Origin of the sequence: Almyronema sp. (assembly GCF_052168255.1) — a bacterium.
In the GTDB taxonomy this organism is placed as follows: domain Bacteria; phylum Cyanobacteriota; class Cyanobacteriia; order Phormidesmidales; family Phormidesmidaceae; genus Sphaerothrix; species Sphaerothrix epifaneia.
This window is the reverse complement of the sequence record NZ_JBQLZL010000105.1, coordinates 1-15,312: the sequence shown is the minus strand read 5'-3', so window position 1 is coordinate 15,312 and position 15,312 is coordinate 1. Positions and strand designations below refer to the sequence as shown.

Here is a 15,312-nt window from a genome sequence, read left to right as displayed (position 1 = left end):
ACACTATCCAAACAATCGTTCTTGCAGCAGCCAAAACCCGGTAAAAGATTCAGCGTTAGGGTCAGTCTGCACCGCCACAAAGTGAACCTGATTGGCTGCTTGTTTAGCTTGCTCAAAGTTTTGTGCTTCAGCTTGAGTCGCAGGCGTGCTGAGATTTGCCAGAATCCAACTTTCGGTAGTACCCGTTTCTAGCAAAAGCTGGGTGGGTTGAGCAGCCGAACTGGTTGTGAGATAAGCCAATTCTAGACCTGACATCCAGCCTGCTAGCGGCAAAGCCCTCGGCGAAAATATAATAACGCCAGGAACGCGTGTTTCTGGATATACCCCCACCATCTCCAGCGGAAAAGCCTCACTAAAATCGATTTTCCAGTCAGGCATTTCGGCAAAATCTTCAGCGGTCAAGGTAACAAACGCCCATTGCTGCCCCATGAGCGCGTCAGGCAGCGATCGCGGCACTGGGGGCGGAGGAGACACGATGGGATTGGTTGACGGCTGGTAGCCAGCTTCTTGAGGATAGACTGCTTGCTGACGATGCTCTAAGAGTTGCTGAAGGGCAATAGTGCGGCGGCTGGGCTTTGCAGCAATATTGAGTTCGTTACAAGCCCGCTCAATCATGGCTTGCATCGCATAGCGAAAAAAGCGAATCCGACTAGGTGGTTTAGGAGCTTGGGCGATCGCTTCTTCCAGCGCTGCCTGCAATTGAATCGAATTGACCTCAGTATTAGCAAGAAACTTGCTGTACTGAAACAGGTCTGTGTGGTTAGCGTTAACGCTTTGTACCCCTTCTGAAATCAGCACCTCCCAGCACTTTTTGCCCCGTTCATCCACAATCGGACGAGAGTAAAAATCCAGTTCCCAAACAGTACCCATCGCTAAATGTCTGCCTCTGCCAAAACTTTGCTGATCGACTGTAGTCGGTTTTCGGCGTCCGCCATTAGCTCATCTTGCTTTTGCATCATTTCGCCAGGGAACTTTTCTAACACCTTAGTAGAAAGGGAAATCCGGCGATTCGCTTCGTCAACATTGACAACGACGGCCTTAATCGACTGCCCGACTTGAAACAGATTAGACAAAGAATCGACATAGTTTTTGCTGACCTGGTTGACGTGGAGCAGCCCCGTTACCCCATCAAATTCAACGAAGACACCAAAGGGTTTAATGTTAGCGACTGTTCCGGCAATCAGTTGCCCCAACTCTAAACGGCTCATTTTGGCTGATCGCGCAGCAATGCGCTCAGACAGCACCAGTTTGTTTGTTGCAGGCGAAACTTCTAACAAGGCAACGGTTACCGTTTGGCCGACTAAGCTTTCTAAGTCCTCTACCCGCATGAGTAGGTGCGATCGCGGAATAAAACCGCGCAGCCCTTCAACATCGGCTAGCACTCCCCCTTTGTTGGTACCGCTTATCGTCACCTGTAACGTCTCATTAGCCGCTTCCATGTCGCTCAGGCGCTGCCAAAGCTCTTTTAGCTGCATCTGGCGAATAGACAAAATCACCTGGCCATCTGCATTTTGATCGCGAACAATCAAAAATTGCCGAGACTCTTCTAAAGGCAGCAGCTCTGGTAGCTGATTGGGCATGATTTTTTGCAGCGAGGCTTCTTTAAGCGGCAAAAAAGCCGCGGCCTTACCGCCAATATCCACATAAGCCCCCTGGTCTGTATGGCTAAAGACCGTGCCACGCACTACGCTACCTTTTTGAAATTGATAGTCGTGTTGCTCTAACGCTTTGGCAAAATCTTCTGCAGAAAAACTCAAACCTGCCTCCAGCAATCATCAGTCAGTTTTTCAACTATAAAGCAACTTGAGAAAGGGAGAGCGGCTGTCCTGCCATGACGAACGTTTGCAAAGCGACAGAAGCGCGATCACTCAGTTTGGGCAAACTGCAAAAATCTGTTAATAGCGTCGAGAATCAGCCAATAAGCCCGGAAACGCGGTAGTAGATTAAGAGTCATGAAGCCCCCATAATCTGAAATTAGCGCTCAAAAAGCCTGCTATAATCCCCTCTCAAGCCATCCACTAAGCAGAGGGAATTATGGCAGACTGGCAATCGGTTTCAGGCGGAATCACCGCCCCTAAAGGCTTTAGTGCGGCAGGGATTGCAGCCGGGTTAAAACCCTCAGGCGCTTTAGACTTGGCTCTTATCGTATCTGATACCGATGCGATCGCTGCGGGCGTTTTTACCACCAGCCAAGTGCGAGCCGCCTGCGTGGATTACTGCCGCCAGCGCTTGGAGCAAAAAGCCGTTGCTCGTGCCATTCTCTGCAACGCCGGACAAGCCAATGCCTGCACAGGCACTCAAGGCTGGCAAGATGCTGTTGAGAGTGCCGAGGCTCTAGCCGCCGCCCTGGATATTTCAGCCAGTGCCGTGCTGATTGCCTCGACGGGTGTAATCGGGCAGCGCATTAAAATGGCAGCGCTGAAGCAGGCTATTCCCCAACTGGTAGCCGCCGTTTCCCCAGAGGGAGCCGATACCACTGCTAAAGCCATTTTGACGACCGACTTAGTAGCCAAATCCATTGCCCTAGAGACGCAAATTGGCGATCGCCCAGTTCGCATCGGCGGCATTGCCAAAGGCTCTGGCATGATTCACCCCAACATGGCTACCATGTTGTCCTTTATCACCTGCGATGCCAGCGTTTCGCATCAGCTCTGGCAAGAAATGCTCACCCGAGCCGCCAACCGCAGCTTCAACCAAATTACGGTAGATGGCGACACCAGCACGAACGATTCTTTAATTGCCCTGGCTAACGGCCAGTCGCGAACCCCCGCTATTACCGCCAAGGGGCCTGAGGCCGAAAAGCTAGAAGCCATGCTCACAGAGGTTTGCATCTATTTAGCCAAAGCGATCGCTCGCGATGGCGAAGGAGCCACCTGCCTGGTAGAAGTTCACGTTAGCGGCGCAGTCAACGATGCCGCCGCTCGCACCGTAGCGCGTACCATTGCAGGATCTTCGCTGGTCAAATCAGCCATCTTTGGCCGCGACCCCAACTGGGGTCGCATTGCTGGAGCCGCTGGCCGTGCAGGTGTGCCTTTTGAACAAGAGGAGCTAAAAGTGATGTTGGGAGACATGCTGTTGATGGAACAAGGGCAGCCCCAACCTTTCGATCGCAAAGCCGCTAATGCCTATCTAGAGCAGGCGGCGGCGGGAGATTACCTGACACCTGCTAATACAGTCGTGATTCAAGTCAGCATTGGTAGCGGTTCAGGCCAGGGAACCGCTTGGGGCTGCGACTTGAGCTACGACTATGTGCGCATTAATGCTGAATACACTACCTAAGCTTCTAAGCGGCTAAAGGCCGTTAGAGGCAGAAGGGTAAGGACTGAAGTCAGAAGGGAAGCTTTTCTGTCAGGGGCGTTCAGCCACTCCAATGGCTGAACGCTGGTGGCTCCAGCCCAGGCTTTTGGGGGAGAATCCCTACCTGGGTGCTCCCGTTGGCTCCAAAAGAAAGCCCTTATAATGAGAGAGTGTAAATATTTGTAACAGGAGCCGCTAATGAACGCGCCAAATTTGGAAGAAATTTCTGCCAAGCTGGAGAGCGACGACTCTAAAGATCGGATGTTGGCACTGGCGGCTTTGCGTCAGGTTCCAGCTTTAGAAGCGGCTCCTCTCATTCGCAAAGTCGTTGAGCGCGAAAAGAATTTGCAAGTGCGATCGATGGCGGTTTTTGCTTTAGGCGTTAAGCCAGATGCAGAAACTTATCAAGTGCTGGTTAATATTTTAGAAAATGACCCCGACTACGGCATTCGAGCCGATGCTGCAGGGGCGCTGGGCTATTTAGAAGACACCCGCGCTTTTGAGTCACTGGTACGAGCTTTTTACGAAGAAACTGACTGGCTGGTGCGCTTTAGTGCCGCTGTATCGCTGGGTAATTTGAAAGACCCCCGTGCCCATGATGTGTTAATTTCAGCGCTCAACAGCGGCGAGGTCGTCATGCAGCAGGCGGCGATCGCTGCTTTAGGAGAAATCAAAGACACCCGTGCGGTTGAAGATATCCTTAAATTTGCCCAATCAGAAGATTGGCTAGTGCGCCAGCGTTTAGCAGAAGCGTTAGCTAACTTACCTAGCGCCAAAACGAAAGCAGCGCTTGAATTTTTAGCCAGAGATCCCCATTCGCAAGTATCGGCAGCCGCCCGAATCTCGCTACAGCGCTTGGCCGAAAGCAGCAGCGACGTGAGTTGAGCGGTAGCCATCTACAAACCTTGGGTTTTGCAGGTAGATTCAGCAGAGCTAGTTGGCTAGTCGGGTTGCGGCAGTTGGCTCAGTTCGTTTGCCGCTGCTAAAGCACGGATGCCAGCCTCATTTTTTTCAATTGCCGCAGTTGAGGGGAAGTGCAACTACTTCGATTAGGGCGTGAATGACGCTTGCGGATCAGGTGCAGTCAGTGGTTGATAAAAGGCGCTCACAAAGCGGTCAGTTCCGGTTAGATCGGGGTGGACTTGGGGCAAACGATAGACCTGCTCGGCTGCGAGAGTGGCTAAAACGGCTGGCCCTTGCCCGCTCATCATTTCTATCAGCCAAAGACCACCCGCTTGCAAATATAAAGGAGCCGTAGCCGCTAAGTGGCGGATACAGTGCAGGCCGTCTTCCCCCCCATCTAGCGCTAGGTGGGGTTCGTGGCGGCTGACCTCAGGTTCTAGGGTGAATATCGTTTGTGAAGGAATATAAGGCGGGTTCGATACGATACCTGCCAACTGACCTTTGAACGCTGTCAGTGGTTCAAACCAGCTTCCTAGCAAAAATTGAATGCGATCGCCTAAACCTTGACCAGCGGCATTTTGTTGAGCGATCGCCAGCGCAGGCTGACTGACATCAAGAGCAATAATTTGCGCCTGAGGAAACGCGATCGCCAGTGCCAAAGCGATCGCGCCGCTGCCAGTGCCTAAGTCAACCCAGGTACCGCAGCGCAACTGTTCACTGATCGGGCTTTGCTTGACCCGCTCAACGGCAAGCTCAACGATTAGCTCCGTTTCAGGCCGAGGAATGAGCACGGCAGGCGAAACCTGTAGCGTCAATTCTCGCCAGGGGACTTCGCCCACCAGGTATTGCACCGGAACGCGATCGCGCAGCCGCTTTTGCCAAAGCTGGTTGAGTTCAGTCAGCGATCGCTGAGATTCAATCTGAGGGATGTCTTTAAAGCTGGCTAGGCGCAGCGACAGTTTATCTACCTGGCAAACGGCTTGTAACAGCCAGTCAGCTTCAGCCGCGTCCACAGCAGTCTCAGCCGCTTGCTGGCGGGCTTGTTGCCACCAAACCCAGAGATCGCGACCGGAAATAGACGGCATAGCAAAACTTACAAAACCCGTAATAAGCTAGGAATGTCTAAAATCTCTTTGAACGTGCGAATTTCTTCGAGTGCCCGTTGGAGGTTGCCTTCTTGCACTTCGTGGGTCACCACCACAATTTCCGCTAGCTCTTGCTGGCGGCTAATTTGGACAACCGATTCAATGCTGACATCGTGCCAGCCAAAGCAGGTTCCCAGTTTGCCAATTACCCCCGGCTGATCGTTGGCAATCACCCGCACATAAAAACGGCTGACTAAATCTGCCAGCGGGCTAATGGTGCAGTAATGCTGGTGACTGCAAGCTAGCAAAGGATTGAGGGCGCTTGGCGGGGCTTGAGCGGTACCGCCAATTTTGAGCGTTGCCACAATGTTGAGAATATCAGAAGTCACCGCGCTAGCCGTGGCCCCTTGGCCTGCCCCTGGCCCTTGAAACATTACCTGACCCAGCGGCTCTCCCTCAACCAAAATGGCGTTGAACACGTCGTTGACGCTGGCGAGGGGATGCTCAACGGGGACTAAGGTAGGATGCACCCGCACCTGTAGCTGATCTTGTGGCTCAGCCACCGCGGGCTGCCGACGGGCGATCGCTAACAGCTTAATCACAAAGCCAAGGGTTTTGGCATAGTCGATATCAGCGGCGCTGACCTGGCGAATGCCCTCACAGTGAACCTCTGAGCGCTCAATGCGACCCCCAAAAGCCAAAGAAGCAAGAATGGCAATTTTGTCTGCTGCATCTAGTCCATCGACATCAGCCGTCGGGTCAGCTTCGGCATAACCCAGCCGCTGAGCATCCGTCAGAATGGCTTCAAAATCGCCACCTTCACGCTGCATCCGCGTCAGGATGTAATTGGTCGTGCCGTTGACAATTCCAGTTACCGCGCTAATGCGGTTGACCCCTAGCGCCTGCTTGAGCGGCTGAATCACCGGAATGCCACCCCCAACTGCCGCTTCTAGCAGCACATAGACCCCGGCTTTGTTGGCAGCGGTAAAAATTTCGTCGCCATAGCGCGAGACAACGGCTTTATTGGCAGTGACAATGTGCTTACCATGGGCGATCGCCTGCAAAATCAGCGACCTAGCAGGTTCAAGCCCCCCGATTAGCTCTACGACAATATCAATTTGCGGATCGGTGACAATCGCCGCTAGATCAGTCGTCAGCAAATCAGGACTGATATTAATAGAGCGAGGCTTATCCAGCGATCGAACGCCAATCCGGGTAATGGCTACTTCCTGCAACAAGGGATGTCGTCCCGTTACATCCAGTAAAATCTCAGCGGTTCCGGTGCCTACCGTTCCTAACCCTAATAGACCGATCTGAAATGCCAAAGTGGTTCCCCGCTCTCTGTCTCTATGCCAACAATTGTAGGAGGTTAGGGCCAACAACAGAAACCAGGAGACAGTAGCCTCCTGGTTAAAATGTCTCAGCGATCGGCTAATCAAGCAAAACGCTGGTCTTCAACCCACTTCATCGAAATGAAGACCAGATTTTTCGTCGTTTTACTCAACTGCGATTACCGCAAGTAAACCCTGGCACTTAGTAGGTTTCAACGTGCCAGCGATGATCTTTCTTCATCTGGCGCTGGTAATCAGACCAATCAATGCCAGACTTAGCCGCTTCAGCCCCTAAAGCAGCGTCAATGCCGTCTTCCATCCCCTTCAGACCACAAATATAGGTGTGGGTATTGGGCTGCTGGATCATATTCCAGAGTTCTTCAGCATGTTCTGCCACCCGATGCTGAATATACATTCTGCCGCCTTCAGCATTTTGCTGTTCACGGCTAATGGCGTAAGTAAGCCGAAACTGGTCAGGATATTGAGCCTGCAGTTCTTCTAACTCTTCCTTGTACAGAATGTTGGGGGTTTTCGGAATCCCGAAAATGAGCCAAGCCTTTCCTTTAAACTCATAATCGTTGATTTTGCGCTCGCCTTCTTTGAACATGCGCCACAAATAAGCGCGAAAAGGCGCAATTCCCGTCCCAGTTGCCATCATGATGACGTTGACATTGGGATCATCGGGCAGCAGCATCTCTTTACCAACCGGGCCAGTAATTTTGACCTCTTTGCCCGGTTCCAGGTTGCACAAAAAGGTAGAGCAAACTCCATAAACCGTTTCATTGGTTTCTGGGTGCTGATACACCAGTTGCCGGACACACAGAGAAACCGTTTTGTCGTCTAAGTCGTCTCCGTGTTGGGTTGAGGCGATAGAGTAAAGCCGCAGCTTGTGGGGCTTACCGTTCTCGTCTTCGCCATCAGGAATAATCCCAATGCTTTGCCCTTCTAAGTAATGAAGATCGCCTTCCGAGAGGTCAAACTTGATGTGGCGAACAGTCCCAATTCCCCCTTCTGCCACAAGTTCGTCGTTGGAGAGGCACTTACCCACATAGGGATTCTTAGGCTTGTAGATATTAACCGGAATATCTTTTTTGGCTTTAGGCGTGGCTTGAGTCATAGACTGATTAGATTCTCCTGCGGATGCAGACTTGGACTCAGCTGTCGATGCTGCCTTGCCGTTGGTAGAGTCGCTATCAAGCGGGCGAATGCTGACAATCTTGCCACCCATTCGAGTAATTCGCTGCATTTCCTGGTTCATGCGACTGTAGGGCACTTTGAGTAAGACGGTACCGCTACTGCGAATCTGATAATTCATCTTGTCAGTTTCAGAGTTCTGGCGAAGCCCTTCTACTTCGTAGATGAAAATTCGATTTCCAGCTATGCTATTGGCGCTGCTGCCGACTACGCTTTGATTGTACATTTCTGATTAGTCAATCTTTAGATCTGATTGCTTGCGATAGTAGCGACAACTTGCCCTATCCATCGCAGACTTGACTCAACTGTACTCAACTGTTGTTTGAGCACCGAATCGCCGATTTTTACCTAGCGTATCACTGTAAGGGAGCTTAGCCTATACAAACAAACCCCCCAGCAGCAGCCCAGCAGGACTCTATCCGTAGCAAAACACCATTTCAGCCGTACTTTTAAAATTTAGCGGCAAAATTTGTTGAAGTCTGTTGCCTTTGGATCATTTTTAAGTTGCTTTGAAGGTCTTAAACAAACCTCACTTACGTTTAGAAAAGATTAAAATAAGTTATTCACCCAAGTCATCGCTTTACTTTACTTAAGCCTGATCTCAGTATTTACTGTCTTTCAGCAAGGCTCAGCCGCCAGCGTTATTTTTGCTGCCTAGTGTAGGACGGTGGCGATCGCTTGGTGTCATATAAACCCTACAGTTGCCTTGGGGAAGATCTATTTTGGTAGAGAGACCCTGTATGCTTGTAGGGAAGATCGGCATCTGGTAGGATTCACATTAGTACATAGTATTAATACTCAACCTGATCCGGGCCGAGACCCTTTAGGGCTAAGGAGCTGAGTCATCAGGCTGTCTTAGGCTGTCGGTGGGTAAAAGTTCTTGCCCTGAAGCTGAGAAGAGGTGTCTCTAGTGTGCCGGAAGAACCTCCTAGCTGAGGTTTATTAAGAACTTTTTCGCTGCTTTGTTAGGTGGCAGTAGAAAGTTCAGCTTCAAGGGTTTTGGTTTAAGCTAACACTGATTTCAAAATAAGCTGTCCTGTTTGCAACATTTTTTAGAGGGAACCTATGACCAGTAAGCCAGACCGCGTGGTTTTAATCGGCGTTGCCGGAGACTCTGGATGTGGTAAGTCCACCTTTTTGCGACGGCTTGCCGATCTTTTTGGTGATGAGTTTATGACAGTCATTTGCTTAGATGACTATCACAGCTTAGATCGCAAGCAGCGCAAAGCAGCAGGGGTAACGGCTTTAAACCCCAAGGCTAATAACTTTGATCTGATGTATGAACAGATCAAGGCGCTGAAAGCAGGCAACGCCATTGACAAACCGATTTATAACCACGAAACTGGCGAAATTGATCCGCCTGAGCGTATTGAGCCAAACCGAGTTGTGGTCATTGAAGGACTGCACCCCATGTATGATGAGCGGGTGCGGGAATTGCTAGATTTCAGCGTTTATCTTGATATTAGCGATGAAGTCAAAATTTCCTGGAAAATTCAGCGGGACATGGCCGAGCGGGGTCATCGCTACGAAGACGTGCTAGCGTCTATCAACGCTCGTAAGCCTGACTTCGATGCTTATATTGACGTACAAAAGCAGTATGCCGACGTCGTCATTCAGGTGTTGCCCACCAATCTCATCCCAGACGACACAGAGCGCAAGGTGTTGCGAGTACGGCTGATTCAGCGGGACGGCGTAGAAGGTTTCGAGCCTGTTTACCTGTTTGATGAAGGCTCTACCATCGACTGGATTCCCTGCGGTCGGAAGCTGACCTGCTCGTATCCGGGTATTCGGATGCATTACGGGCCTGATGCCTACTTTGGTCACGAAGTTTCGGTGCTAGAAGTAGACGGCCAGTTTGATCGTCTAGAAGAGATGATCTACTTGGAGAGCCACTTGAGCAAAACCTCCACCAAGCACTACGGCGAAATGACCGAGCTGCTGCTGAAGCACCGGGAGTATCCCGGATCTAACAATGGCACAGGTTTATTCCAGGTGCTGGTGGGTCTGAAAATGCGGGCGACTTATGAGCGTCTGACAGGTGAGCTAGTGGCGGCTGAAGCGGCTCAAGTTTAGGCAAAGCTACTGGTTTAACTCGCTTAGTCAACTGAAATTAACGGCAAAGGAGGCAAATTGCCTCCTTTTTTGTTGGCGGATTGTGAGCGATCGCGGCTGAAAGAGATCACTATTTGGGTCTTCAATAGGGCGTTAGTGGGGTTAACCGAACTGCTCAATAGGCGCGATCGCCTCTTGCACTTGACCATAAATCTTTCAAAATAAGGGATTAGAACGCATTAAAACTCAACGCTAGAGGCAAAAATCGCGATGTCCACTGTTTTAGAGCAGGGAAATATCAGTATTCATACTGAAAATATTTTCCCCATCATCAAAAAATGGCTGTATTCTGACCATGAAATCTTTCTGCGAGAGCTGGTTTCCAATGCCGTAGACGCCATTCAAAAGCTTTCAATGGTGGCTCGCTCTGGCGAGTTTAGCGGCGATATCAGCAACCCTGAAATTACCATCACCCTTGACAAAGAAGCCAAAACCCTCAGCATTGCAGACAACGGCATCGGCATGACGGCTGATGAAGTGAAGAAATATATCAATCAGGTGGCTTTCTCCAGTGCGGAAGAGTTTGTCACCAAGTACAAAGACAGTGCCGACCAGCAAATTATTGGTCACTTTGGCTTGGGCTTTTACTCCTCCTTCATGGTGGCTTCTAAAGTTGAAATTAATACGCTCTCTTACAAAGAAGGCGCACAGGCTGTTCACTGGTCTTGTGATGGGTCTACTAGCTTTGAACTGAGCGAATCTGAGCGAGACAGCCACGGCACCACCATTACGCTGACGCTGATGGAAGAGGAGCAGGAGTATGTAGAAGCGGCTCGGATTCGGCAGCTAATCAAAAAGTACTGCGATTTCATGCCTGTGCCCATCAAGTTAGAAGATGAGGCGGTTAACAAGCATGAGGCGCTATGGAAAAAGTCACCCAACAGTATTACGGACGAAGAATACCTGGAGTTTTACCGTTACCTCTACCCCTTCCAAGAAGATCCGCTGTTGTGGGTACACCTCAATACGGATTATCCCTTTGTGGTTAACGGTATCCTTTTCTTTCCGAAACTGCGGCCTGATGTCGATGTCACCCAAAGCCAAATCAAGCTGTTTTGCAATCAGGTGTTTGTCAGCGACAACTGCGAAGAGGTCATTCCTCGCTTTTTGCTACCGCTGCGGGGGGTAATTGACAGCAGCGATATTCCCCTCAACGTATCGCGGAGCTTTTTGCAAGCTGATCGCACCGTGCGACGGATTGCCGACTACATTGCCAAAAAAGTGGGCGATCGCCTCAAAGAGCTTTATAGAAGCGATCGGGCTGAATACATTCGTTGCTGGCAAGATTTGGGCACCTTCGTTAAGTTTGGCTCCCTCAACGACGACAAATTCAAGAAGCAGGTCGAAGATATTTTAGTTTTCCGCACAACGGCCAAGCTAGCAAACGAAACCGCTAACGAATCTGCTAAGGTCGAAGTTCAAGCGGGTGAAGGAGATGCCTGGGAAGAAGTCGCGGCAGACGCCGCCAAAACCCCTACTGACGAGAAAGGCTACTTCTACACGACGCTGAAAGAATATCTCGAACGTAACCAAACGCGGCATGAAAACCGGGTTTTTTATGCCACCGATGAAGTCGCTCAGGCCACCTACATTCAGCTCCACCAGAGCCAGGGTTTAGAAGTCCTTTATATGGACTCTTTTATCGATACTCACTTTATCAGTTTCTTAGAGCGAGAGTACTCAGACGTCAAGTTTTCGCGGGTAGACGCTGAGATGGATGAAACGTTGGTTAAAGACGATCAATCCAGCGAAATTGTTGATCCCACTACCAACAAAACTCGAGGCGAACAGGTCAAAGAGCTGTTTGAAAAAGCGCTGAATAAGCCCAAGCTCACAATTCAAACCAAGTCGCTAAAATCAGAAGATCCGCAAGGCGCACCCCCCGCCATGGTGCTCCTACCAGAATCGCTCCGTCGTTTACAAGAGATGACGGCTCTGATGCAGCAGCAGTCAGCCGAGTTCCCTGAAGAACATATTTTGATGGTGAACGTCAATCATCCCCTGATTCAAAACCTGGCTAGCATGGCGCAAGGAACGATTCTTTCAGCCGATGGGACAGCCTCACCTACTGAGCAAATGACCAACCTCATTTGTCAGCAGGTGTACGACTTGGCTCTAATGGCGCAAAAAGGCTTTGATGCAGATGGTATGAAGTCTTTTGTAGAGCGATCGAATGTATTGCTCACTCGCCTGACTGAAAAGTAGGCTACAGCCAAAGGTAACTGATAGCTAACGAAGCGCTAAGTGGCTACTCGGTCACTTAGCGTTTTGTAGTTGAGAAGTTTTCAAACCACCCCCGCCGCCAAAAAAAGATACACATGGCGATCGCTACGGCGGCCATGACCGCCAGCGTCAGCGGATAGCCATAGTAAGTATTAAGTTCTGGCATATTCCAGGGTGAGGTTTGATAATTGAAATTCATACCATAGACCCCAGCAATAAAAGTCAGCGGGATAAAGATTGAAGAGATGACAGTTAAAAGCTTCATCACCTCATTCATACGATTACTCACCGAAGAAAGATACACATCCATCAAGCTAGAGGCCAGTTCTCGGTAAGTTTCTAAAATATCGAGCACTTGAATAACGTGGTCGTAGCAATCTTGTAAATAAATTCGCACTTCAGGGCTAATTAGCTCATTGGTGTCACGAATTAAGCTATTAATCGCGCTTCGCTGCGGCCAAATTGCCCGCCGCAATGACATGAGTTCACGCCGTAAATCGTGGATTTTTTCAATCGTATGGCGGCTTGGATTTTGGACGACCTCGTCTTCGAGTTCTTCAATCAATTCGCCGTAGTCTTCCAAAACGGGAAAGAAACCATCAATAATGGCATCAAGCAGGGTATAGGTTAAATAATCTGCGCCATGCTGTCGAATAACCCCATGATGCCGCCGAATGCGATCGCGTACAGGGCCAAAACAATCGAGTTCTGGCTCTTCTTGCACACTCAGCAAGTAATATTTACCCAAAATAAAACTTACTTGTTCGCTAAAAAAGCCCTTTCCTGAGGGCTTGGGGGTAACCATGCGAGCGATAATCAAAAGCTGCTGTTCATACTGCTCAACTTTAGGACGCTGAGGCACATTCACCACATCTTCTAGCACCAGCGGATGCAGGTTAAAAATTTCTCCCACCTGGCGCAAAATGATTTCGCTGCCCAGACCGCGTACATCTAGCCAGGAAACTGACTCCGTATCTAAATAAGGCACACAGTCGTAAGGCTTTTGCAGATCGATGCGGACGGCTTGAGTGTCGTCATAGTCGATCAAAACCAGCTCAGGGGGAACGGCATCGGCTTCGATGGTGAGGGTACCGGGGCTACTGCCCGGTAAATCGAAGTGGTAATCCAAGTAGGGAGAATCTGCTACTGCCTCTTGGTCAATAGCCACGAAGGTTTGGGTTGGCATCGGTGGATAATTTGCCGAATCGCGGCGATCGCCAACAGGATGATTGCTCATGAACACTACTCAACCGAAAGAATATTTCTAGCACTAACACAATAAAGAGGTGCATAGCAGCAATGGCTACACACCTCCCTAAATTAGCGTTTAACGCGCTACCGATGATGCTTAAGCTAACACAGGCTACATCATACCCATGCCGCCCATGCCACCCATACCGCCCATGCCACCCATACCCGGATCAGCAGGCATCGGGGGTTCGGGTTCAGGCTTTTCAACGACCAAAACTTCAGTCGTCAGCACCATTCCGGCAACCGAAGCAGCATCTTGCAAAGCAGATCGCACGACTTTAGCCGGGTCGAGAATGCCACTTTCAGCTAGATTTTCCAGTTGACCCGTCAGCGCATTATAGCCAGTGTTGAATTCGGCTTCGCGCACTTTTTCAACAATGACAGAACCTTCTACCCCAGAATTGTCAGCAATCTGGCGCAGAGGCGCTTCTAACGCCTTCATAACAATGTCAACGCCAACCTGCTCTTCTGAACTCAGGTTTTCTTTTAGCGATGTCAGTGACTTAGCCAAGTGAATCAAAGTTGTGCCGCCACCAGGGACAACGCCTTCTTCAACCGCTGCTTTAGTTGCACTTAAGGCATCTTCAATTCGCAGTTTGCGATCTTTTAGCTCGGTTTCGGTAGCCGCGCCAACTTTAATGACTGCAACACCACCTGCAAGCTTGGCCAATCGCTCCGATAGCTTCTCTTTGTCATAGTCAGAATCGGTGCGCTCTAGCTCCCGCCGAATCTGAGCAATGCGCTTATCGATATCAGCTTTGTTGCCGCTTTCAGAGACGATCGTGGTGGAATCTTTGGTAATTGTAATTTTGCGGGCAACCCCTAGCATTTCAAGCGTAGCCATTTCCAAGTTGAGGCCCACTTCTTCAGAAATGACCTGCCCACCCGTGAGAACAGCAATATCTTGCAGCAATGCTTTGCGGCGCTCACCAAAGCCAGGTGCTTTGATTGCAGCCCCATTGAGAACACCCCGCGCCTTGTTAACAACTAGCGTTGCTAGCGCTTCACCCTCAACATCTTCGGCAATAATCAACAAAGGTTGACCTGCACGAGCAATGCGCTCTAAAACAGGCACCAAGTCCTGAATAGAGCCGATCTTTTTGTCTGCAATCAGGATACGAGCATTCTCTAGCTCGACCACCATCCGCTCTTGATCGGTGACAAAGTAAGGCGAGATATAACCGCGATCGATCTGCATCCCTTCTACCACTTCCAGTTCAGTGTTGAGAGACTTAGATTCTTCAACCGTGATCACGCCATCTTGCGTTACCTTATCCATAGCTTGGGCAATCATTTGCCCCACTTCTTCGTCGCTACCCGCCGAAACAGTCGCAACTTGCTCAATCGCATTGCCTGCCACTGGCTTAGCCACTGACTTAATTTCTTCTAGCAGGTGATTAACGGCTTTTTCAATGCCGCGACGCAGACTAACGGGGTTGCTTCCGGCAGCGACGTTCTTTAAGCCCTCACGAATCATCGCTTGAGCCAGAACAGTTGCGGTAGTGGTGCCGTCTCCAGCAATGTCCTTCGTTTTGGAAGCAACTTCTTGAATCAGACGAGCACCAGTGTTTTCTAAAGGATCTTCAAGCTCGATCTCTTTAGCGATCGTAATTCCGTCGTTGACAATCTGCGGTGCCCCAAACTTCTTCTCTAGAACGACGTTGCGTCCTCTAGGGCCTAAAGTGATTTTTACTGCATCAGCCAAAGCATTAACGCCACGCTCTAGCGCCTGCCGCGATGCCTCATCAAATACTACAAACTTTGCCATATCCAGCCTTCATAGCTCTGCCGTCTAAAACATTAGCACTCTAACGCATTGAGTGCTAACTTCGTTAGATTAGCTTCCAAAGCAGGGACGGTTTAAGTCGCGATAACCGATCCTTGGGGAGGGGAGAGGGGGACGGGGGGAGAGGGGG

Annotated in this window: 11 protein-coding genes; 4 read left to right on the top strand and 7 right to left on the bottom strand. The window is 50.1% G+C overall.

Features of this window, described 5'->3' with window-relative positions; all coding sequences use genetic code 11:
• Positions 1–3 precede the first annotated feature (3 nt).
• Both ACTS3T_RS22015 and ACTS3T_RS22010 read right to left on the bottom strand, forming a co-directional pair.
• Positions 4–870, bottom strand: a complete 867-nt coding sequence (locus ACTS3T_RS22015; protein WP_462935745.1) for a Tab2 family RNA-binding protein — start codon at positions 868–870, stop codon at positions 4–6.
• A gap of 2 nt (positions 871–872) precedes the next feature.
• Positions 873–1,757 carry a S1 RNA-binding domain-containing protein gene (locus tag ACTS3T_RS22010; RefSeq protein WP_462935744.1) on the bottom strand — a complete coding sequence of 295 codons (885 nt, stop codon included), beginning with the start codon at positions 1,755–1,757 and terminating at the stop codon, positions 873–875.
• Between the two features lie 277 nt (positions 1,758–2,034).
• On the opposite strand from ACTS3T_RS22010, the gene argJ reads away from it, so the two are divergent.
• Entirely contained in the window at positions 2,035–3,279 is a 1,245-nt protein-coding gene (gene argJ, locus ACTS3T_RS22005) for a bifunctional ornithine acetyltransferase/N-acetylglutamate synthase (protein WP_462935743.1), read from the top strand.
• Between the two features lie 216 nt (positions 3,280–3,495).
• Positions 3,496–4,182 carry a HEAT repeat domain-containing protein gene (locus ACTS3T_RS22000; protein WP_462935742.1) on the top strand — a complete coding sequence of 229 codons (687 nt, stop codon included), beginning with the start codon at positions 3,496–3,498 and terminating at the stop codon, positions 4,180–4,182.
• A 164-nt stretch (positions 4,183–4,346) separates the two neighbouring features.
• Here ACTS3T_RS22000 and prmC read toward each other — a convergent pair whose 3' ends face one another.
• The 3 genes from prmC to petH all read right to left on the bottom strand — a co-directional run bounded on the left by prmC (position 4,347) and on the right by petH (position 8,036).
• Positions 4,347–5,285 (bottom strand): peptide chain release factor N(5)-glutamine methyltransferase, encoded by a 939-nt coding sequence (gene prmC / locus ACTS3T_RS21995; protein WP_462935741.1) that lies wholly within the window; start codon positions 5,283–5,285, stop codon positions 4,347–4,349.
• A gap of 8 nt (positions 5,286–5,293) precedes the next feature.
• Complete coding sequence (locus ACTS3T_RS21990) at positions 5,294–6,610, bottom strand: homoserine dehydrogenase (protein ID WP_462935740.1); 1,317 nt, start codon at positions 6,608–6,610, stop codon at positions 5,294–5,296.
• Positions 6,611–6,818: 208 nt separating this feature from the next.
• Positions 6,819–8,036, bottom strand: coding sequence for a ferredoxin--NADP reductase (gene petH, locus ACTS3T_RS21985; RefSeq protein WP_462935739.1), 1,218 nt, complete (start codon positions 8,034–8,036; stop codon positions 6,819–6,821).
• A gap of 839 nt (positions 8,037–8,875) precedes the next feature.
• Here petH and ACTS3T_RS21980 point away from each other — a divergent pair.
• Positions 8,876–9,883, top strand: a complete 1,008-nt coding sequence (locus ACTS3T_RS21980; protein WP_462935738.1) for a phosphoribulokinase — start codon at positions 8,876–8,878, stop codon at positions 9,881–9,883.
• Positions 9,884–10,132: 249 nt separating this feature from the next.
• A complete protein-coding gene (gene htpG / locus ACTS3T_RS21975; protein ID WP_462935737.1) occupies positions 10,133–12,127 on the top strand; it encodes a molecular chaperone HtpG in 1,995 nt (664 codons plus the stop codon).
• Positions 12,128–12,182: 55 nt separating this feature from the next.
• On the opposite strand, the gene corA is transcribed toward htpG, so the two are convergent.
• Together corA and groL are read right to left on the bottom strand one after the other, a co-directional pair.
• Entirely contained in the window at positions 12,183–13,331 is a 1,149-nt protein-coding gene (gene corA / locus ACTS3T_RS21970; RefSeq protein WP_462935782.1) for a magnesium/cobalt transporter CorA, read from the bottom strand.
• Between the two features lie 177 nt (positions 13,332–13,508).
• Positions 13,509–15,164 carry a chaperonin GroEL gene (groL, locus tag ACTS3T_RS21965; protein WP_462935736.1) on the bottom strand — a complete coding sequence of 552 codons (1,656 nt, stop codon included), beginning with the start codon at positions 15,162–15,164 and terminating at the stop codon, positions 13,509–13,511.
• Positions 15,165–15,312: the final 148 nt, after the last annotated feature.